The sequence below is a fragment of the Streptomyces sp. NPDC007346 genome, from assembly GCF_040703535.1.
Taxonomy (GTDB): domain Bacteria; phylum Actinomycetota; class Actinomycetes; order Streptomycetales; family Streptomycetaceae; genus Streptomyces.
This window is the reverse complement of the sequence record NZ_JBEYKR010000132.1, coordinates 1-20002: the sequence shown is the minus strand read 5'-3', so window position 1 is coordinate 20002 and position 20002 is coordinate 1. Positions and strand designations below refer to the sequence as shown.

Below are 20002 nucleotides of genomic sequence, written 5' to 3'. Positions count from 1 at the left end.
GCGCAGATCGACGCGCTGCTCGATGTCAGCGACCCGGCCTGTGCCTGGCGGGCGATTGCACAGTGGCGCATGCACGACGACGAGGCCCCGCGTGATCTCGTCCCAGAGCAGCTGGAAGCTGAACCGGCCCAGCTGCTCGTTGCCGAAGCCGTCGCCCGCCGCCACGGCCTGTTCGTGCGTGAAGGCCTTCGGCGTGCCCGCCGCCTGTGCGAGCAGTTGCACCTGGGCGCAGCTGTCGTACGTGAAGAACCAGTGCACGGCCTCGTCGAGGGAGCCGCCCACCGTGATCAGGCCGTGGTGGCGCAGCAGGATGGACCGGTTGTCGCCGAGCTTCTCGGCGATGTCGCGGCCCTGCTCGACGGAGACCGAGGGGCCCTCGTACTCCTCGTAGAAGGCCTGCCGGCCGTAGAAGGCGGCGGACTCCTGGTCGATGGGTTCGAGGAGCCTGCCCAGGGAGCCGAGCGCGCGGGAGTGCGCGGTGTGGCCGTGGGCGGCGGCGGTGGCTCCGGGGTGCAGCTCGTGGATCGCGGAGTGGATGACGAACGCGCTCGGGTTGACCCGGTGGTCGCCGTGGACCACGCGGCCGGCGGAGTCGACGCAGATCAGGTCGGCGACGCGGACCAGGTTGAAGGAGACGCCGAAGGGGTTCACCCAGAACTGGTCGGGGTACTCCGGGTCACGGACCGATATGTGGCCCGATATCCCTTCCCCGAAGCCGTACTTGCCGAACAGGCGCAGGGCGGCGGCCAGGCGCTGCTTGCGGTGCCGACGGGTCTCCTCGTGCGTGGCGAAGACCGGCTCGCCGGGAATGGGCAGGCCTGTGTGGGTGTCGGCGAGGTAGGCGGGCCGGTCGGTGTCCGTGATGCTCATGGTCGGGCGTTCCTCATCTCCGGTGACAGGTGCGGTGTGCGGTGGGTGGGGAGGGCGGGTGCGGGCTAGACGGTGAGCAGGACGTTCTCGGTGTCCGCGGCGCGGACGGTTTCGGCGTGCTGGAGGACCGTCGAGACGATGTCCTGGCTGCGGTCGACCAGGGACGGGATGCCGAAAGTGAAGAAGAGGGAGCCGGCGGCGATGTTGCCGAGTCCGTACAGGCGGGGGTCGGGACGGCCGTTGGCCGTCAGCTGGCTGGTGGGCCGGGCTATGTGCAGGCCTCCGTGCGGGTGCCGGCTGGCGACCCGGCTGCGCATCAGGGAGGTCACCAGGGGGGCGGCGCTGGTCGGAATCCGCCCCTCGGACGCGTTGACCGCGTTGATGACCCGGTCGGCGGTGAAGTCGGCGCCCTCGGCGGTCAGGACGTCGAAGCCGCCCTCGGCCCTGGGCGTGATGCTCTGCAATCCTGCGGCGATGTCGAGCCGGCCCGCCTCGACGAGTTCGAGCAGGACCCCGGCGCTGCCCGGCGGCATGGGGCAGCACAGGCTCATGATCGTGCGGTAGTGGGCGCGCAGCAGCTGCACCTTGTCCTGTTCGCGCAGGCGCGGCCAGACGTCCGGGCCCGTCTCGGGGACCGCGCGCTGGAGGATCCGCAGCCCCATGTGGGGCGAGTCGACCTCGTGGATCTGACGGCGCAGCCGGTCCACCGGGTCCTCCAGGTCGACCCGGATGATCTCCGAGACGACCGCGTCCAGGTCGGCCCCCGCGTCGCGGAACTCGGCCCGCATGACGGCGGCGATCTCGTCGAGGGTCAGCTCGGGGCGGCCGACGGCGAGGGTCTCCATCCGCTGCGGGGTGAAGTGGCGCAGCTCGAAGGGGACGGCCCTCTGGCGTACGCCGGGCAGCACGCCCCGGCGGGAGAGGAGGCTGATGTGGCCCTGGTGTCCCTGGGCGGCCAGCGACAGGATGATGTCGATGGCCGTCAGGCCGCTGCCGATGACCGCGACGTCGTCCTGCTCGCCCACGTCGGCCAGCTTGCTGACGACGGGGTACGGGTCGGCGACGAAGCCGGGGGTCCCGGACAGTCCGTAGACGTCCTTGGGGCTGTCGCCGCCGACGCACAGGATGGCGTAGTCGAAGGCACGGGCCCGGCCGTTGCCGGTGCGCAGCAGTACCCGGTTGGCGGCCCGGCTGGCCGAGGTGACCCCCTCGCCCACCAGGTCGACCCGCCAGCCCCGCCGGCGCAGCTCGCCGAGGGCGGCGTACGCGGTCTGCTCCAGGTACTCCCCGTAGACGGTCCGGGGTGCGAACCGGCTTCCGGACCGGTGGTCGACGCTCGCCCGGACCCCGATGACCTTGTCCCGGGTCTCCAGCCAGTTCTCGAAGTGCTGGAGGTCTCCGTGGCGCACGGACATGTCGTCCGGTGTCGCGTTGACTTTGAGTGTCTCGGTGTCGACCTGGTAGGCACGGCCGCGCCACAGGTGCGGCGACGGCTCGAAGACGGTGAGGCTGCCTGGCTCGCTGTGTGTCCTGGACAACGCGTCGATCAAGCAGACTGCAGCGGCTCCTCCTCCGACGACGCCGATCGAGAATCCTCGGGACATGTGTCAGTCACCAATCAATTCGTGGCAGGCGGGCGCGGGGGCGTGGTGCGGCGGCCGGTTCAGGCGGCGCTGTGCTTGAAGTCCTGCATCGAGACCGTGTAGTCGCCGCGGTTGGCGCGGTAGGTGATGCAGTACTCCTGGGGGTACCAGCCGGCGATCTGCCACTCCTGAGGCTGCTTGACGGGCCAGCAGCGGTTGGGGTTGGCACCGGTGGCGAGGCCTTCGAACCAGGCTTTGGTGATCATCGGTTCCAGGAAGGTGATCTTCGCGTCGTAGGCGCCGTAGATGAAGGTCTGGGTGAAGTCCTGGTCGTGCCACTCGTCCGAGCTCATGTCGACGAGGTGGTTGCCCATGGCCGCCTCGGCGACGCCGTTGTCCACGTAGTCCTGCGGCAGGTACTGCGGGGGCACGGGCTTGGTGGCCGTCTCGAAGTCGTCGCAGTTGATGGCCAGGCCGCAGGGGCCGGTCCGGATCGCGTCGCGCTCCGCCTTCGGCTGGATGTAGAAGTGGAAGTCGAAGTGCGGCGAGTCGTAGATGTGCTCGGGGCCGTGGCCCATGGGGTTGTAGTTCACCAGGGCCCACTTGAGCGGCATGCCGGTCAACCCGGTGAGCGCGGCGGGCAGTTCCAGCGGGCGTTCGTGGCCGCCGACGCACTCGGTGTGTTCGTCGACCGTGCCGTCGTCGTCCATGTCGAAGCAGTGGTTGCCGTCGGTCATGGCGGTCGGCAGGTTGTTCAGCGTGGACTTGGGGAAGACGATGCCGACGGTCCGCGGCTTGCCGCCGGAGATCTGCGCGTACGTGCGCAGGTTTCCGTTGCCGAGGGCGCTGGGCGCACCGTAGGCGGCGCAGGTGCCCTCGTACGAGAGCGTCTCCTTCAGCAGGATGTCGGCGGCCCACCGGGTGACCTGGATGGGGTACTCATGGGTGGGGGCGGCCTTGGTGGCCAGGCAGAGGTTCACGGTGCCGGAGCCGGAGCCGGCGGCGGTGCTCTGCACGGCGGCGGTCGCCGGGGCGGGGGTGACCGGCCACAGCAGTACGGACATGCCGGTGACGGCCAGGGCGGAGGCGAGGATCCCCCACCAGGTCAAAGACTTCTTGGCTCGCGATCTCATACCTGTTCCAGTTCGAATCTGTGGAATCCGCCTTGCAGGAAGATCAGTGGCGGCTGGGACTCGCGGGCGCCGAGGCCGACCACTTCGCCGATGACCATGACGTGGTCGCCGGCGACCACGTGGTCGCGCAGCCGGCACTCCATCCAGGCCGCCGCCTCGAAGAGCAGCGTCCCGGTGGCCTCGCCCTCTTCGCCGACCAGCTCGCGCAGTGACCGGTCGCGCTCGGGGCGGCGCCGCGCGAAGGCGCGGGCGGTGCCCTCGCCGTCGGCGCCGAGGATCGAGATGCCGAACACGCCTGATGTCAGCAACTCGGTGAAGAACTCGGAGTCCTGACGGAAGCTCAGTGACACCAGGGGCGGGGTCAGCGAGACGGAGGTGAGTGAGTTGACGGTGATGGCGTTGTGGCGCCGCTCGTCGTTGTGCTCGGTGTACGTGCTGACGACGCAGACCCCGGTGGCGAAGGTACGCATCACGTCGCGCAGGTCGTGATTCATGAGCATCCTCTCTGCTGGCCGGCCGGAGGGGTGCCCGGGGCGCGGTGGCCGCGCGCACCCGTCCGGTCGTGGCGGGGCGGTCAGTTGTCCTGGGCCCAGCGACCGCGGGTCCAGCCGTCGAGGTCGTAGTCGTCCATGGCCTGCTGGACGAGTGCGCCGTAGTTGTCGAGCAGGCCGGCGCCGCGGGACCAGTTGAGGGTGTCCAGCCGCACCTGGTCGGGGCCACCGGCGTAGTTGAGCTCGTACAGCTCGTGGCGGGCGCCGAACTCGGTGCCGATCGCGTCCCAGGCCATCTTGAAGAGCTTGGCGCGCTCCTCGGCCGTTCCGCCCGAGCCGCGGTAGTAACGGTCGAGGAGCGGACGCAGCTCCGGGTTCTGGAGGTCCTTGTGGCTGGAGGGGGTCATCAGCAGGGCACCGGCCAGGTGCTCCTCGAAGAAGCGGTGCGTGCGCTCCCAGCTGATCGGCGCGAGCGCCCGGTAGCCGGCCGAGTAGTCCATGCGCGGCAGGACGGTGCCGCCGGGGCCCGCCTCCGGGTCGAGCGCCATGGCGGTGGTGACGGCCCAGGTCTGGTGCCGCCACGCCAGCAGTTCGCCGAGGCCCGCCTGGACGCCGCGGAACTGGTCCGTGCCGTTGAGCCGGGTGCCCCGGTCGAGCAGGCCGGCCATGAACTCCAGCTTGACCGACATGCGGATGGCGCCCTGGAAGAAGCCGCGGCTGAGCAGGCCCGAGCGGGGGAAATACTGGTGGATCTTCTCGGTGTCCCGGTAGATCAGGATGTTCTCCCACGGGATGAACGCCTTGTCGAAGACCAGCACCGCGTCGTTCTCGTCGAAGCGGCTCGAGAGCGGGTTGTCGAACGGGCTGGTCGCCTTGGACTCGTACGACGGGCGGCAGACGACCTTCATGCCCGGGGTGTTCATCGGCGCCATGAAGGCCAGGGCCATGTCGTCGGCCTTGCCGGCCTCGAGGTTGGCGAGGTGGATCTGGCCGACGAAGGCGACGTTGGACAGCGCCGAGGCGGTGGCCATGAGCTTGGCGCCCTCGACGACGATGCCGTCGCCGCGCTCCTCGACGACCTTGAGGTAGACGTCGCGGATGGCGTGCGCCGGCTTGTTGCGGTCGACCGGCGGGTTGACGATCGCGTGGCTGATCGAGAGGCCCCGGCGGGCGTACTTCTCGTACCAGGCGCGGGCGTTGTCGCCGAACGGCTCGTAGAAGTCGTGGGTGTTGGCGAGGCCGGCCATGAACGACGCCTTGTAGTCGGGCGTGCGGTTCATGAAGCCGTAGCTCAGCCTGGCCCAGTGCTCGATGGCGTCACGGGCCTTGAGGAGGTCCTCGGCCGAGTGCGCGGGGGTGAAGAAGCGGTGGACGCGGGCACCGGTGTACCGGTCGACCGTCGTCATCAGGTCCTGGGTGTCCGGGTGGTGGAGCGCGTCGTAGAGGTGCGCGGTGGACTTCGCGGCGTTGGCGAAGGCCGGGTGCGTGGTCACGTCCTTGACGAGCTCGCCGTCCAGGAACACCTGACGGCCGTCGCGCAGGCTCTCCAGGTACGTGTCACCTGTCATAAGGTCGTTCGGGGCTTCCGCGGCCGACTGATCGGCTATGGGGACCTGACCCATTTGTTGATCCTCTCCGGGTGTGGAAACAGGCGAACCGTTAATTGGGGCGCAGTTCGATTGACCCGAGATTAGGCAGCCTTGGCGGCGCGTTCTTGCGGGGTCACGCATGGAGAATTGCTCATCCACGCCAACCTGTCGTGACCAGCGAAGACGGTGGAACTATGCATTCCTCGGAGGCGTGCAAGAAAAACGGCCCGACGGTGCATCGAATGGAGCGCGATGCACCGTCGGGCCGTTCGGCGGACGGAGAATGGAGTTCGGCCGCGAATTCAGGCGGCGGCGGTTCCGGAGCGGCCGGCGAGGGCAGCTTCGCGACACGCGGTGTCAGCGATCGTGATGATCTGCTCGACGTGGGGAAGGAGCTTGCGGCCGGCCTCGGTGAGCTCGATGTGGCCGCCTCCGCGATGGAACAGCGGGGCCCCGATGAACTCTTCGAGGTTCTTGATGTGGGCGGTGATGCTCGGCTGCGAGTAGTGGAGGTTCCGCGCGGCACGGGTGAAGCTCATCTCTGCCGCCACCTCGCGGAACGTGCGCAGCTGCTGAAACTGCACGGCGAAGGCTCCCTTCTGCGGAGCCGAGAAGCCCCGGAGAGTGCAACATACCACGACGCATGTATAAATTGGCTCCCGTGGGACGTCGCCCGCAGGACGTCGCCCGTGGGGCCGCCGCGTCAGTCGGACATCTCCATCGGGGAGAGCAGGTCCCGGGCGATCTGCGGCAGCAGACGGTCGATCAGCAGCCCCGTGCGCGCCTCGCCGCCGGCCCTGCGCGGAATGGAGTCGACCGCCACCGCGTGCGAGAGCACCCAGGGCAGTCGCCGCTCACAGGCCGCCAGCGCCGCATGGCGGCCGCCGATCTCCTGGTCGGCCGAGAGCGGTACGTAGACCACGACCAGCGTCTCGCCCACCTCGGGGAGCCGGGTGCGCAGCACCGTGATGTCCTTGACGCAGGGCAGCTCCAGGAGTTCGAGTTCGAGCGCGAAGAACGCCGAATCGAAGTCCTCCACCGGCTCTTCGTCGTACATCGGGTCGTCGAGGGAGGGCACGGTCATGTGGACATCTCCTGTTGCATCGACTGCTCGAGCTGCAGATTCAGGGTGATGATGGGCAGCACCGCGTCGAGCAGCTCTCCGCTGCGGATGCGGCCCGTCGGGCTGTACGGGATGGTGTCCACGGCGATGACGTGCGCGGCCAGCGACGGCACCCGGCGGGCGCAGGCCGCGCTGAGGGCCTCGTAGCCGGTGGCCTCGCGGCCGACCGCCACCGCGATGAACGGCACGACGATCGCGTCGCCCAGCACCGGGCTGCTGACCCGCATGACCGCGGTGTCGCGCAGGCACGGCAGGCTCAGCAGGTCCGACTCCAGGCGGAACAGCTCGGCGTCCACGGCCGACCCGCGCTCCTGGACCGGGACCCCGGTGGTGCGCCCGGTGACCTGTAGCCGGCCGGTCCCGTCGATGCGCCCGCACTGGCCGGTCAGGAGGAAGCGCTCCTCACCCGGGCCGTGGTCGAGCGTCGTGAAGGCGGCGTCCCCGTCGAGGTAGCCGTCCATCACCTGGTGCCCGGCGAAGCCGAGCCTGCCCGTCTCGCCCTGCGGCAGCACCCGGCCGTCCTCGCCGAGGACCACGACGGTGGTGCCGAGGGTGGTGCGGCCCGAGTGCGGAGGGGAGACCAGCAGTTCCTCGGGCCCCAGCACGGCCGTGAGGCCGGTCTCGGGGCTGCCGAGGGTGGTGTGCAGGACCGGGCCCAGGCGCTCCCAGGCGGTGTTGACGGCCCAGGTGCCCAACTGCCGGGCCGGGGTGGCCAGGAAGCGCAGGTGGCCGGTGCGGGGGGAGGGCGCGGCGTCGGCGGGCTGGGCGAGCAGCGCGCGCAGGGCCGCGGGGCCGACGGTGGCGGTGGTGACCCGTTCGTCGGCCAGCAGGGCGGTCAGGGCCGGGCCGTCGGCGCCGTCGGCGAGTACGACGGTGGCGCCGACGCCGAGCGCGGTGCGGGTCAGCGCGAGCGCGGAGTGCTGCGCCAGCGGGGCCGAGGCCAGATGCACATCGCTGCGGGCGAGACCGAACTCGTCGACCAGGTCGACCAGATGACGGCCCTCGTAGGGGGTGCGGCGTACGGCTATCCGGACCGGGCCCGCGTCGTCGTCGCTGATCGCGAAGGACTCGTACGGCAGTGGGGCGGGCAGCTCGCGCAGCGGTTCGGTCGAGGTCAGGCGGTCGAAGGGGAGTGTCCGGCGGCGGGCGGGGTCGGGGTCGTCGCCCGGCTGCGAGGTGCCGTCCAGCAGGATGTGCAGGGCCTCGGGGCCGGTGGGCCGGACGAGCCGGTCGAGTACGGTGCGGCGGTCCGAGTCCGAGAAGACGAAGGACGGTTCGAGCCGGGTGAGGACCGATGCGAGGGTGTCCGGGTCGGTGTCGGCGTCCAGGCCGGTGCAGGACACACCCAGGGTGGCGCAGGCGCTCATCGCGACGGTGAGCTGCCAGGTGTTCTTGGCCAGGAAGACCGCCCGGACCGGGCCGTCGGCGGGCAGCCGCTGCGCCAGCCCCGCGGCGACGCTCTCCACGGTGTCGCCGAACCGGCCCCAGGTCAGCCGCACCTGTCCGTCGATCAAGGCGTCCCGTGTCGCACCGTGGGCCGCGTGGCGCCGGATGTCATCGAGCTTGATCATGTGGCTTCTCCGTGGTCGGTCAAGAGCCGTCGTCTCTGAGCGCGGGGCCTCCCGCGAAGACAGCACCGATGGAAACAAACGTGCATGCAGGTATGCAACTGTCATCGGGAATCCTGATGCCGCGCATCTGTGTCATGTCGGCCCTGCGCGACGGCCGCCGCATCCGCAGACTCGGGCGGTGTCCACCCCGTGAAGTCCGCTCCCGGAGGTCCCCTTGGCCGCGCCCGTGCCCGCCACCGCTCCCGCTGTCGTCCTGGTCGGCCCGCCCGGCGCGGGCAAGACCACGGTGGGTCAGGCGCTGGCCGCCCGGCTGGGGCTGCCGTTCCGTGACACGGACACCGAGGTGGAGCGGCGGGCGGGGCGGTCGGTGGCGGAGATCTTCGCGGCCCGGGGCGAGGCGGGGTTCCGGTCCCTGGAGCGGGAGGCGGTACGGGAGTCGCTGGCCGGCTTCCGGGGCGTACTGGCCCTGGGCGGCGGGGCCGTGGCGGACGCGTCGACGCGGGCCCGGCTGGCGGGGCACGCGGTGGTCCGGCTGACGGTCACCGCGGAGACGGCGACGGAGCGGATCGGGTCCGGCGCGGGGCGTCCGCTGCTCGCGGATGCCGCCGGGGCCCGCTGGCAGGCCCTCGTGGCTGCCCGCGAGCCGTGGTACGAGCGGGTCAGCCGGGCCTCGGTCGCGGCTGACGGGCCCTTGGCCGAGGTGGCGGATGCGGTACTGGCGGTGGTGTCGGCGGCGGACCGGGCCGCCGATGGCGAGGGCCGGTCCGCCTAGTCGTCGCTCGGGCGCCCCTGTGCGGCCTCCTCCTGCTGGAGCTTCTCCAGGTCGGCGAGGACGCGCGCGGCCCGGTCGGGGCCCATGTCCACCTGGGCCAGCGGGCCGGGCAGGGCGATGGCAGGCAGGACGTGCTGGAGCATCACCGAGGTGCGCTCCTCCAGGTCGGCCCAGTCGCTCATCGCCTCCGACAGCACCTGGACCCCGGAGAACGCGCCGACGAACAACTGCGCCACGGCCTCGGGGTCGACGTGCGCGTGGAGTTCACCGGCGTCCTTGGCCAGGGTGAGCGCGTGCCTGTTGTGGGCGATCCAGTTCTCGTACGGCCGGCGCCGGTCCAGGTCGTGCGCCCCGTGCTCCAGGGAGAGCCGGAGGCTGCCCTGCACGGCGGTGTCCTTGCGGACCTGGAGGGCGAAGAGCATCCCGGCGTCGACGAGCTCCTGGAGCCGGGTGGTGCGCGGCACGAGCGGGAACGGGACCTCGCCGACCTGGCTGTCCAGCACGGCCCGCGCCAGGTCCTCCTTGCCGGTGAAGTAGTAGTAGAACGCGCCCTTGGTGAGTCCTACCCGCTGGTAGACATCGGAGATGGTGGCCCCGTTGTACCCCTTCTCCGCGAACACCGCGCCCGCGGCCTCGACGATGAGGCCCCGGGTCCTCTTCGATCGCTCGTGCTGAGTCACGCATGCTCCCGTCGATTGTGGTGTGACGCCGCCGACCGCTGTACCGATCGGGTACAGGGTCCGTGGATCACACATGGGTGATTGCGAATCATACCTGGAAGCACGTATCTTCCCACTGGCTCGATCCGTCACTGGCTCGAGATCTGCCATGGGGGGCAACATGTCGATCAGCACAGCCATGCACCAGGAGGGCCCGAGAGTTCTTCCGGACCCCACCACAACTGCCTGCGAGAACAGCGAAGTTGGCGCCACCGTCCCGCCTCGGCGGGCCGCGCCGGGGCAGCTCCTGCATCGCTCCCGGCCATCCGATGTCCTGATATCGGACTGGGTTCGCACAGACACCGACCGCTTCACACTGGCTCTGGATTGGCCGGATTCCCATCCCTTTCACTCACCGCTGCACGGGCGCCACGCCCCGTCGCTCATCGCGGAGACCATCCGCCAGGCCGGCCGGCTGGTGGCCCACGCCGAGTTCGCCGTCCCGCTGGACCACCACTTCCTGATGCGGGACCTGAACTACACCATCGAGCCGGACCGGGCACACGCCGCCGCCGACGGCCCGCCGCTCCTGCTGGACCTCACCTGCTCCGACATCCGGCGCCGAGGCGCCTGCCTCGCCCGGATGACCTGCCACATGGTCATCACCCGCGGCGGCCAGGTCGTCGCGACCGGCTACGGCACCCTGACCTCCACCTCTCCGGCCACCTACCGCAGGTTGCGCGGCGACCGGCTGACCGCCCTGCCGTCGGTCCGGCTGCCCGCTCCCGTACCGCCGGCCACCGTACGACGCGCCGATCCCGCCGACGTCGTGCTCTCCCCCACGAGGGAACCCCTGCGCTGGGTGCTGCGCGCCGACCCGGCGAATCCGGCCCTGTTCGCACGCCCCAACGACCACGTCCCGGGCATGGTGCTCCTGGAGGCGGTCCACCAGGCCGCCCAGGCCGCGGTCGGACCGGCCGGCTTCTACCCCGCCTCGATGCGCCTGTGCTTCGACCGCTACGCGGAGTTCGGCGCGCCCTGCGTGATCGAGGCGTGCCCGGCGGCCGACGGGGAGCCGGGCACGGTCTGCCTCCGTGTCTCGGCCCGCCAGGGCGGCCAGAGCGTCTTCAGCGCGCTCATCACCGGAATCGCCGTCTCCGCCTGATTCCGCTCTCGCACCGGACCCCGGTCTCGTGCCGGGCTTCGGCTGCGTGCCGGACTCCGGCCTCACATCGGACTCCGGTCCCACACCGGACTCCAGCCTCACACCGGGCTTCGGCTGCGTGCCGGACTCCGGCTTCACATCGGACTTCGGTCCCACCATCTTCGTTCTCACGATTTCTCTGGGGGGGATTTCTCTGTGAGCAAGCAGTGCCCGTTCCGTATTGATCCGCTTGGTCAGGACATTCACGGCGAAGTAGAAGAGATCCGCTCCCGGGGACGCGTGACGAGGGTCGTCCTTCCCGGCGGGGTGGAGGCGTGGTCGGTCACCAGCTACGACCTGGTCAAGCGGCTGCTGGTCGACCCGCGCGTATCGAAGGACGCCTACCGGCACTGGCCGGCGTGGATCAGCGGCGAGGTCTCCGAGGAGTGGCCGCTGGCCATCTGGGTCTCGGTCCAGAACATGGTCACCGCCTACGGCGACGACCACACCCGGCTGCGCAAGCCCGTGGCGGGGGAGTTCACCGCCCGCAGAGTGGCGGCCCTGCGTCCGTGGATCGAGAAGATCACCGGGGAGCTGCTGGACCGTCTGGAGGCGGGGCCCGCCGGTGAACCGGTCGATCTGCGCGAGGAGTTCGCGCACGTCCTGCCGCACCAGGTCGTGTGCGAGCTGTTCGGGATTCCCGCGTCGGTGCGTCCGGCATTCCACCGGATCATCAGGGGATTCTTCGCCACCTCCGCGACGGCGGAGGAGGCGCAGGCGAACACGCTCGATCTCTACCGGAACATGACCGAGCTCGTCGCGCTCAGGAGAGGGAACCCGGGTGACGACCTGACCTCGGCGCTCATCGCGTCCCGGGACTCGAACCCTGCCGACATGAGCGAGAAGGAGCTGCTCGACAACCTCATCCTCCTCTTCACCGCCGGATACGAGACGACCGTGAACCTCATCGACAACGCGGTCGTCGCCCTGCTGAGCAACCCCGAGCAGTTCGCGCACGTCCGCGAGGGCCGCGCCTCCTGGGAGGACGTGGTCGAGGAGACCCTGCGCCTGGAGCCGCCGGGTGCGCACAGCATCCTGCGGTACGCCGTCGAGGACATCGACACCGGCGACGTGACGATCCCCAAGGGCGACCCCATCGTCCTGTGCTTCGTGGGGGCCGGCCGGGATCCGGAGCACCACGGCCCGGACGCGGGCCGCTTCGACGTCACCCGTGCCACGCGCCGCGATCACACCTCGTTCGGTCATGGACCGCATTACTGCCTGGGCGCGCAACTGGCCCGAATGGAGGTGCACATCGCCCTGCCCGCCCTGTTCGAGCGCTTCCCGGAGCTGGCGCTGACCGTCCCCGCCGAGGAGCTGCGGCCGCAGACGTCGTTCGTCTCGAACGGCCACCGCGAGCTTCCGGTGTTCCTGCGGACCCCGGCAGGGGCGGGTTCCGGCCAATGAGGTCAACTCGTCGACCCAGGTGAGTAAAGCATCCAGGCGTGCCGGTATGCCTGTGGGCGCGGTGGATCAAGCCAGATCCACCGCGCCCGTGTTCCGGCCGGTTCAGGGACGTGGCAGGTTGCTGCCATGGTGAATATCGACAACCTGTTGGCCGGCCGGAAGGCACTGATCACCGGCGCCAGCAGCGGCATCGGAGCCGCTGCGGCCAGGACGTTCTGCGAGGCCGGGGCCTCGGTCTTCCTGGTAGCCCGACGGGACAAGGAACTGGCGGCGGTCGCAGCGGAGTTGCGAGCACAGGGCTTCGACGCCGACCACGCCGCCGCGGACGTCTCCCACCCCGGCGAGGCCAAGGCCGCGGTCGAGGCCGCGGTGGAGCGCCTCGGCGGGCTGGACGCCGCGTTCAACAACGCGGGGACGGCGGTGGTGCCCGTACCGATGCACCTGATGGACGACGCGGACTTCGAGGACGTCATGGCCGTCAACGTCCGCGGCACCTGGAACTGCATGAAGCACGAGCTCGCCGCGATGCTGCCCGCCGGTGGGGCGATCGTGAACAACAGCAGTGTGGCGGGCCTGGTGGCCACCCCGGCGGCCGCCCCGTACATCGCCTCCAAGCACGCGGTCATCGGCCTGACGAAGGCGGCCGCCATGTACGCCGACCAGGGCATCCGGGTCAACGCGATCGCTCCCGGCACCACGCGCAGCGAGATGATGGACCGGTGGTTCGACCTGAACCCGGGCCTGGAGGAGGAGCTGCGCACCATGGCCCCGCTGCCGCGGACGGCGGACCCCCGCGAGATCGCGGCGGCGGCCGCCTGGCTGCTGAGCGACCAGGCCTCGTTCGTCGTGGGTGCGACCCTCCCCGTGGACGGCGGCTGGACAGCCCGCTGACAGCCGCCGCCGGCGCATCAGCAGGGCGCCGTTGACGGGACCCGCGTGGACCTTCCGGTGTACGGGAGTTGGCGCGCGGATGAGGAGTCGGCGGCGAACGACCGCGAGGCCGCCCGATCGGCCGTCCGCCGCCCCGCCGCTGGCTACGTTGACGCTGTGCGGAGGCATCAGCAGTGGTCGGGGAGCGACAGCGGGGCCGGGAGCGCGAGCGCGCGGGGCGTGTCCGGGAGCACGGGGCGGGCGCCCCGGGCGATGCGCCCGGCCGGCCCGGAGACCCTCGGCGGCGGCCCCCGCCCCTTGCCGACCACGCAGACCATGCGGGCCGTGCAGACCTTGCAGACCATGCAGCGGACGATGGGCAACGAGGCCACCGCGCGGGCGGTGCGGCGCGGGAAGCGGCCCGCCGTCCCGCTCCCGGCCGTCGACGAGCGCGCCGTACAGGGGCTCGTACTGCCGCCGTACCTGATGGACCTGGAGGCGGGCGGCCTCTCCACGGCGTACGGGCTGACCGGGCACGAGTTCGTCCGTAACGCGGTCGCCGCCATCGTGGGGCACGGCGACGGCACGGTGGCCGCCATCGCCGCCGAACTGGCCGGGCGGCCCGAGTCGTTCTTCGGCCGGGGCCGTGCGTTCGCGGTGGAGGGTGCGCGGGGCGGACAGGGCGGACAGGGCGGAAGGGGCGGGCGGGGCGGCGACGGTTTCGACGTCACCGTCAGCATCGCGCCCGCGCCCGGCGACCGGCCGCCCACGTTCCACCCGGCGGAGGCCCTCGCGACGGCCGCCCCGGACCCGGGCGGGGCGCCGCTCGCCGCGGTGGACGACGCGGAGGGCAAGGAGACCAAGGTCGACGTCCAGCACAACAGCGGGGCCACCGCGAGCAGCACGGTCGGCAACTCCTCCGGCAAGGGGGCGGGCGGTACGGCGTTCGGGCTCGCACCGGTCGTACCGGGGCTGTGGCTGGGCGGCGCGGTGACGGGGAGCGTGCAGCCCTGGCAGTCCTCGCGGGACTCCCGCTCCCAGCGGGGCGTGGCCGAACCACGGGTGCTGCGCAGCGACAAGGGCTCGGTGGAGGTACCGCGCCGGGTGGTGTACGTCGTACGGGCCCGGCCGCAGAAGGGCGGCGAGGAGCAGGAGTTCCGGGGCTCGGGAGGGCTGACCCAGCGGGTGCCCACCGAGCACCTGGTCCCGGCCGACACCGGGGCGCCGGCCCGGCCGCAGCCGGTGGACGCCGGTCTCGCGCGCCAGGTCTCGCTGGCCGGCTCGCTGGCCCCGGTCGCCGTCTCCGACACCGCCGGGCCGCACGAGGGCGGCGGGGGGCTGTTCGACGCGGTCGCCTCCGTCCTGCACCCCTCGCTGACCGCGCCCGGCGCCCCGGGCCGCTCCCGGCTGTACGAGGCGACCGCCACCGCGACCGTGCTGGAGGACCTGCCCCGGCTGCTGGGCGACGGCGTCACCGGGGACGACCTGTACTCCAAGGACGGCGGCAGCGCGGGCACGTACCGCATGCGCGCCGCCGTCACCGGGCTGACCCCTGCCTGGAGCATCGGGAAGACCCAGTTGCGTACGCACCAGCAGGCGCAGCACACCGCGACCGAGTCGGCGGGCAAGGGGCGCGCCGTCGCGGGCGGGATCGGCCCGGCGATCGGGGTCGGGGCGGCGGCCAACGCTGCGGTGGTACGGGCCACCGCGATGCCGGTCGCCGCGGCCCGCAAGGCCCGGTTCAGCGTGCACGAGCAGACCGTCTCCAGCAGGCAGGGCGCGGAGGTGCGGGGCGAGAAGGTGCTGTACCTCGGGACCGCCGAGTTCACCGTGGAGGGCACCGGCCCCCGGTCGGCCCGGATGATCCTGCACCCGGAGACACGGGTGGCCACGCACACGATGCGGGTGTGGATCGGACTGCGGGCGGACGAGGCCCAGGAGTTGGGGCTGCCGCTGCCGCCGGGGGTGACGGCGGACGAGTTCATCAAGAGGCCGGAGCCAGTGCCGGTGCCGGAGCCGGTGCTGGACCTGGACCCGGTGTTGGAGTCGATAGCCGAGTCGGAGTCGGAGTCGGAGTCGGAGTCGGCCGGGTCGGTGTCGGAGACGGGCTCGACGTCGGGCAGGCGCTCGGCGTCGAGCGGGCGCTCAGCGTCGGGCAGGGACTCGGTGTCGGACACGGACTCCGAGTCGGGCTCAGGCTCAGGCCCCGAGTCGAGCACGTCCGGGGCCGAGGCCGAGGCCGAGTCGGAGGCGGCGGAGGCGGAGGGGGAGAGGAGGCATCTCCCGTTCGGCGCGATGGGATCCAGCGTCACGCTCGGCCGGCTCGACACCGGGCCCATGGTGAAGGCCGTCCGTGAGCTGTTCGCGACCGACCCCCGGCTGGCCGGATACCTGCCGGCCTTCGGCGCCACGCCGCCCCCGGCGGACCTCAGCCGGGAGGAGGCCGAGGCGCAGCGCACCAACTACCGCGAGCTGATGGCCGCCCTCTCCGAGGCCAACTTGCGCGTGAACAAGGACCAGTTGCTGTCCACCGGCGTCCGGGTCAGGCTGCGCCGGAAGACCGCGATGCACGCCCACGACGTACAGCTGCGGGTCCACGGCACGATGGGCGCGACGCGCCACCTGGGCGAGATCGACGACTGGTTGGTCCGCGCCCATTCCGGGGTGGCCGCCAACGCGCAGAGCGGGCGCAGCAGTTCGCGTTCCATCGGCGGCATGGTGCTGGCCCAGGCGCGGTTGGTCCCGGGCGTGCTCACCGGCTCGGCCCGCTACGAGCGGACCAGCTCCGGCAGCCGCCGTAACCAGGGCGGCCCCACCACCCGTACCGACGTCCTCACCAACGGGTCGGAGAAGGCGAGCGCGTTCGGGGCGGCGCTGCGGCTGAACGTGGACGTCACCATGACCTCGCGGCAGCGCAAGCTGGCGCGGGCCGTGACCCCGGGCGGCCCCGGCCGGGACGCGCCGGAGGCCAGGCTGCTGTCCGGGCTGCACCTGGAGGAGCAGGACGTACGGCTGCTGACGCCGTCCGAGTTCACCGTCGGTACGGAGGAGAAGGCGCGGCTGGACGCGGGCGGCGGGCAGGCCCCCGGCCCGGAACGGGCCGTAGCCGCGTCGGGCATCGGGGAGCTGGCCGGACTGGCCCCGGCCCCGGCGGCCGGGCAGGTGGTACGGGACTGGCAGCTGGTGGAGACGATCGGCGACGGGCAGCCGGTGCGCGACCTGGCCCTCGCTCTGCTGGCTCGGGCCGCCGTCCGTGGCCAGGCGGGCCGGCGGGACGAGGCGCTGGCCACGGAGGGGCTGGCGCCCCGGCTGGCGGTCGAGGAACGCTTCAGCCCACGGGCGATCACGGCGGCGCTGCGGCAGGCCGCGTCCTCCGGGTGGGTGGTGAAGAACCTGCGCCACCCGCGCCGGCTGGCCGCGCTGAACGGCGCGGTGGGCACCCGACTGGCGCTGACGGCCCCGCAGTTGGTGCACGAGACGGCGGGGCCGGGCACCGAGACGTTCGTACTGGGCGGCCACCAGGCCGGCGGGCAGCAGGGGGAGGGCACCGCCAGTATGGTGCAGGTCGGGGCCTCCGGCGTACAGAACGGCGCCGAGTGGCGGGTCGGCGAGGGGCTGTCGGGGTACCGGTCGACGAGTACGGGCGACAGCCAGGCGGCCACCGTGTCGGGGACCGTGGAGCGCAACGCGCACACGCCGAAGAAGGCGCCGCTGTATCTGGTGCGGTGCGATCTGCTCGTCACGATGGTGGCGGAGGTCGAGGTCACGGGCGGCGGCCCGTACGTGGCGAACGCGGCGCGGACCCTGCCGGGCGTGGCCGCGGTGTGGCTGACGGCGGAGCAGCTGCGGGCGGCGGGGGTGGACCTGCCGGAGTCGGCGCGGAGGGCGCTGAAGCTGGAGGAGGAGGGGGAGGGCGCGGAGAGGGCGCCGGCCGACGGCAGCGCCAACGCTGTTTCTGGTCCTGCTTCCGCTTCCGCTTCCGCTTCTGGTTCTGGTGACGGCCGGAGCCGACCAGGCCCGACGCTCGCCCGCGACCTGCCGCTGGGTTTCGGCATGATCGAGGACCTGCCGGACTTCGTCCCGCTGCTGGAGGGGCTGCGCGGCAACCTCACGAGCACCGGGCAGCAGGACCTGGCCGACGCCCTGCTGCCGCGTCGGCAGCTGCGGGACCGGAACGACAACGTGCAGCGGCTGCTGCGGGTCCTGGACCGGGACGGCTCGGCGGGGCTGTTGGGGAGCGCGATGGACGGCGGGGTCACGGTGGAGCTGCTGGACGGCCGTAGGACGCCGTACTGGGCGGTGTTCAAGGTCGTCCGGAGCGGCGAGGGGGTCCGGGAAGGGGAGGCGGACGACGGCCGGGACATGGAGTACATCACCTCGGCCGCCGCCCAGCAGGCCACCTCCCACGACGAGGGCGCGACCACCGGCGTGGAGGGCATCCTCGCGGGCTCCGGGAAGCCGGACGGCGGGACGGGGCAGGTCAAGAGCGCGGGCGGGGCGGCCGGGCTCGGGCTCGCCTCGGGTTCCGGACGCCGCAGGGGCGGCGCGGAGCGCGGGCAGCTGGGCATGAAGACGGTGGCGGAGGCGAAGACGGCTAAGTCGGCGAAGGTACGTGTGCCGATCGTGGCCAGCCTCGAACTCCACCGGGGAGACCGCAGGTTGGCCCTGGCAGGCTCGGGCCGCACATCGCTGGTCCACCGGATCCTGGAGAGCGACCTCGCGGCCCTGCGGAGGGTGAGCGCCCCGCGCCGAGCCCCCCGCCTCCCCGCCCCGGGCCGCACCGTCCAGGGCGCGGCGGCCGGTGACCCGGCGGGGGTGGGCTCCTGGCGGTCGTACGGGGTCCCGCTGCCGATGGAGGCGCAGGTGAACGGCTTCCAGGGGGCGGCGCACGTACGGGAGTTGGTGAACACGGCGGTGCGGGCGGCGGGGGGCGGCGACCGGTTCCGCCAGAAGGGCCAGGCGGCGGCCTACACGCTCGGCGAGGCGGTCTCCACGGAGTGGCTGACCGCAGCGCTGCCGCTGCTCACGAACGCGGGGGCGGAGCTGCCGCCGGTACACGCGAGCGGGGCGACGGGTCAGGACCTGCGGGCCTCGGTGCACGCACGACTGCGGGCCGGACGGGTGCTGGGGGTGGGCGACAAGATGACGTTCGAAACGGTGGCCCAGAGCCACCTGGGGGCGCCCCGCCCCACCCAGAGCGACGGCCAGAGCTCGGCCGAGAAGAGCAGGCAGGCACGCGGGCTGCTGGGCGCCGGGGTGCTGAACGCCGACGAGTTCCGCCTCAACCAGCTGATGGCCAACGCGGGCGGCGCGGCCTCGGCAAGCGGCGCGGCGGCACACGGCGCGGGCTCGATGCCCCTGCACAAACCCAAGTTCGCGTCGGTGCTGGTCCAGTTCACGCTGGACGTGAGGGTGGTGGCCCGAGTGACGGACAGGGCGCGCCCGTCCCGCACGGAGGTGGCGGAACGCGAACTGACCCTCCCACGCCCGGTAGTGATCCGCATGCCCCTCCCGACGGCCGGCCACCTCCTGTCCACCCACCCCAACTCCGTAACCGACCCCCGCGACCACCTGGGCCTGGGCGCGACGGCGACGGTGCCGCCGCCTACGGGGTCCTGAGGGGGGCCGCAGGCGGCGGGGAACCACGGCGTCCGTGCGGCCCTGGGGCACCTTGACGGGGGAGCACCCCCGCGTGCGCGGGGACCACCCAAGGAAGACCGCGCCGTACGCGGCCTGGTAGGGACCACCCCCGCACGCGCGGGGACCACTTCGCGGACCTTCTGGCCGTGGACGAGGCGCTGGGACCACCCTCGCACGCGCGGGGACCACCGTTTGGCCACAGGCTCGGACGCGATGGCGTAGGGACCACCCCCGCACGCGCGGGGACCACGCGAGCTCGGTCCGCAGCTCCTCGGCGATCGCGGGACCACCCCCGCACGCGCGGGGACCACGGGGACGTAGACGATGGTGCTGCCGCCGGTCGGGGACCACCCCCGCACGCACGGGGACCACCCTGGTGGAGTGGATGCCCGACGGGCTGTCGCCGGGACCACCCCCGCACGCGCGGGGACCACACATCGAAGCCCAACGGGTGGACACGCCCTTCGGGACCACCCCCGCACGCGCGGGGACCACTTGTTCCACTTCCAGATCACGTAGTTGATCGTGGGACCACCCCCGCACGCGCGGGGACCACGGTCTGACCTGCGAAGCAATGCGTTTCGTAGCGGGACCACCCCCGCACGCGCGGGGACCACAGTTCGCGACCTGCGGGTTTATGCGGCCGAGGGGCTGTTTTTACTTACTTCTTGAGAAACGGACATATCTCCCCTTGTGTTGCGAACAGCCTCCGCTCGAAGCCCGTGCATGTCAGGACTGATTGTGCCTCCTCGCCAGCCGGGACGGGCGTCAACCAGAAGCTGCGGGTAGGCCTGCGAGATTTCAGCCCCATTGCATGCGCTCTGCTAGTGGCTTGTGCCGTCAGGCGGAGAGACGCGAGCTGATCCGTCGGCTGTCGGCCTCAGACGGGTTTGAGGAGGCTGCGGAGGTTGGCCATGCGTGCCTTGATGTCGGTGGTTCCGGTGGGGTCGGTGGGGCCGGCTGGAGTGTCGTCGGTTTCGTTGCTGTGGGCCTGACGGCAGGGGCGGCAGAGGCCGTCGGGGAGGGCTTGTGGGGGGCCGGGGCGGCCGCAGTTGGTGCATTCGATGCGGAGGGGTTGGGGTGGGGTGGG

The 20002-nt window shown here is 71.9% G+C and carries 15 protein-coding genes, 1 pseudogene and 1 CRISPR repeat array; of the genes and pseudogenes, 5 read left to right on the top strand and 11 right to left on the bottom strand.

What is annotated here, in order from left to right:
• The 8 genes from AB0917_RS27080 to AB0917_RS27045 all read right to left on the bottom strand — a co-directional run.
• The coding region (locus AB0917_RS27080) for a class II aldolase/adducin family protein (protein WP_366822292.1) at positions 1–870 on the bottom strand (870 nt) is incomplete at its 3' end.
• A 65-nt stretch (positions 871–935) separates the two neighbouring features.
• Complete coding sequence (locus tag AB0917_RS27075) at positions 936–2474, bottom strand: FAD/NAD(P)-binding protein (RefSeq protein WP_366822291.1); 1539 nt, start codon at positions 2472–2474, stop codon at positions 936–938.
• Between the two features lie 59 nt (positions 2475–2533).
• Positions 2534–3586, bottom strand: coding sequence for a hypothetical protein (locus AB0917_RS27070; protein WP_366822290.1), 1053 nt, complete (start codon positions 3584–3586; stop codon positions 2534–2536).
• Positions 3583–4080, bottom strand: a complete 498-nt coding sequence (locus AB0917_RS27065) for a flavin reductase family protein (RefSeq protein ID WP_366822289.1) — start codon at positions 4078–4080, stop codon at positions 3583–3585. Before AB0917_RS27065 ends, AB0917_RS27070 begins: the two co-directional genes overlap by 4 nt.
• Before the next feature lie 80 nt (positions 4081–4160).
• Positions 4161–5645 (bottom strand): 4-hydroxyphenylacetate 3-hydroxylase family protein, encoded by a 1485-nt coding sequence (locus tag AB0917_RS27060; protein ID WP_366822288.1) that lies wholly within the window; start codon positions 5643–5645, stop codon positions 4161–4163.
• A gap of 323 nt (positions 5646–5968) precedes the next feature.
• Positions 5969–6250 carry a LysR family transcriptional regulator gene (locus AB0917_RS27055; protein ID WP_366822287.1) on the bottom strand — a complete coding sequence of 94 codons (282 nt, stop codon included), beginning with the start codon at positions 6248–6250 and terminating at the stop codon, positions 5969–5971.
• Positions 6251–6369: 119 nt separating this feature from the next.
• Positions 6370–6750, bottom strand: a complete 381-nt coding sequence (locus AB0917_RS27050) for a hypothetical protein (RefSeq protein WP_366822286.1) — start codon at positions 6748–6750, stop codon at positions 6370–6372.
• Positions 6747–8360, bottom strand: coding sequence for a class I adenylate-forming enzyme family protein (locus AB0917_RS27045; RefSeq protein ID WP_366822285.1), 1614 nt, complete (start codon positions 8358–8360; stop codon positions 6747–6749). Before AB0917_RS27045 ends, AB0917_RS27050 begins: the two co-directional genes overlap by 4 nt.
• A 214-nt stretch (positions 8361–8574) precedes the next feature.
• Here AB0917_RS27045 and AB0917_RS27040 point away from each other — a divergent pair, with 214 nt between their 5' ends.
• On the top strand, positions 8575–9132 hold the full coding sequence (locus AB0917_RS27040) for a shikimate kinase (protein ID WP_366822284.1): 558 nt from the start codon (positions 8575–8577) through the stop codon (positions 9130–9132).
• Here AB0917_RS27040 and AB0917_RS27035 read toward each other — a convergent pair.
• Complete coding sequence (locus AB0917_RS27035) at positions 9129–9812, bottom strand: ScbR family autoregulator-binding transcription factor (RefSeq protein ID WP_366822283.1); 684 nt, start codon at positions 9810–9812, stop codon at positions 9129–9131. The two genes, AB0917_RS27040 and AB0917_RS27035, sit on opposite strands and share 4 nt — an antisense overlap.
• Before the next feature lie 73 nt (positions 9813–9885).
• On the opposite strand from AB0917_RS27035, the gene AB0917_RS27030 reads away from it, so the two are divergent.
• The 3 genes from AB0917_RS27030 (at position 9886) to AB0917_RS27020 (ending at position 13293) form a co-directional block, all read left to right on the top strand.
• Positions 9886–10956: a ScbA/BarX family gamma-butyrolactone biosynthesis protein gene (locus AB0917_RS27030; RefSeq protein ID WP_366822282.1), complete on the top strand. Its 1071-nt coding sequence runs from the start codon at positions 9886–9888 to the stop codon at positions 10954–10956.
• 279 nt (positions 10957–11235) lie between these two features.
• Positions 11236–12402, top strand: coding sequence for a cytochrome P450 (locus AB0917_RS27025; RefSeq protein ID WP_366822281.1), 1167 nt, complete (start codon positions 11236–11238; stop codon positions 12400–12402).
• A gap of 126 nt (positions 12403–12528) precedes the next feature.
• Positions 12529–13293, top strand: coding sequence for an SDR family oxidoreductase (locus AB0917_RS27020; protein WP_366822280.1), 765 nt, complete (start codon positions 12529–12531; stop codon positions 13291–13293).
• A gap of 167 nt (positions 13294–13460) precedes the next feature.
• On the opposite strand, the gene AB0917_RS27015 is transcribed toward AB0917_RS27020, so the two are convergent.
• Positions 13461–13637: a hypothetical protein gene (locus tag AB0917_RS27015; RefSeq protein WP_366822294.1), complete on the bottom strand. Its 177-nt coding sequence runs from the start codon at positions 13635–13637 to the stop codon at positions 13461–13463.
• On the opposite strand from AB0917_RS27015, the gene AB0917_RS27010 reads away from it, so the two are divergent.
• Positions 13609–18891, top strand: a complete 5283-nt coding sequence (locus AB0917_RS27010) for a hypothetical protein (RefSeq protein ID WP_366822293.1) — start codon at positions 13609–13611, stop codon at positions 18889–18891. The two genes, AB0917_RS27015 and AB0917_RS27010, sit on opposite strands and share 29 nt — an antisense overlap.
• A 59-nt stretch (positions 18892–18950) precedes the next feature.
• Positions 18951–19529: direct repeats of the CRISPR family, unit length 29 nt; unit sequence GGGACCACCCCCGCACGCGCGGGGACCAC.
• A gap of 263 nt (positions 19530–19792) precedes the next feature.
• Here the strand turns inward: AB0917_RS27010 and AB0917_RS27005 are convergent.
• Positions 19793–20002, bottom strand: a pseudogene (locus AB0917_RS27005) (MarR family transcriptional regulator); the annotation flags it as partial.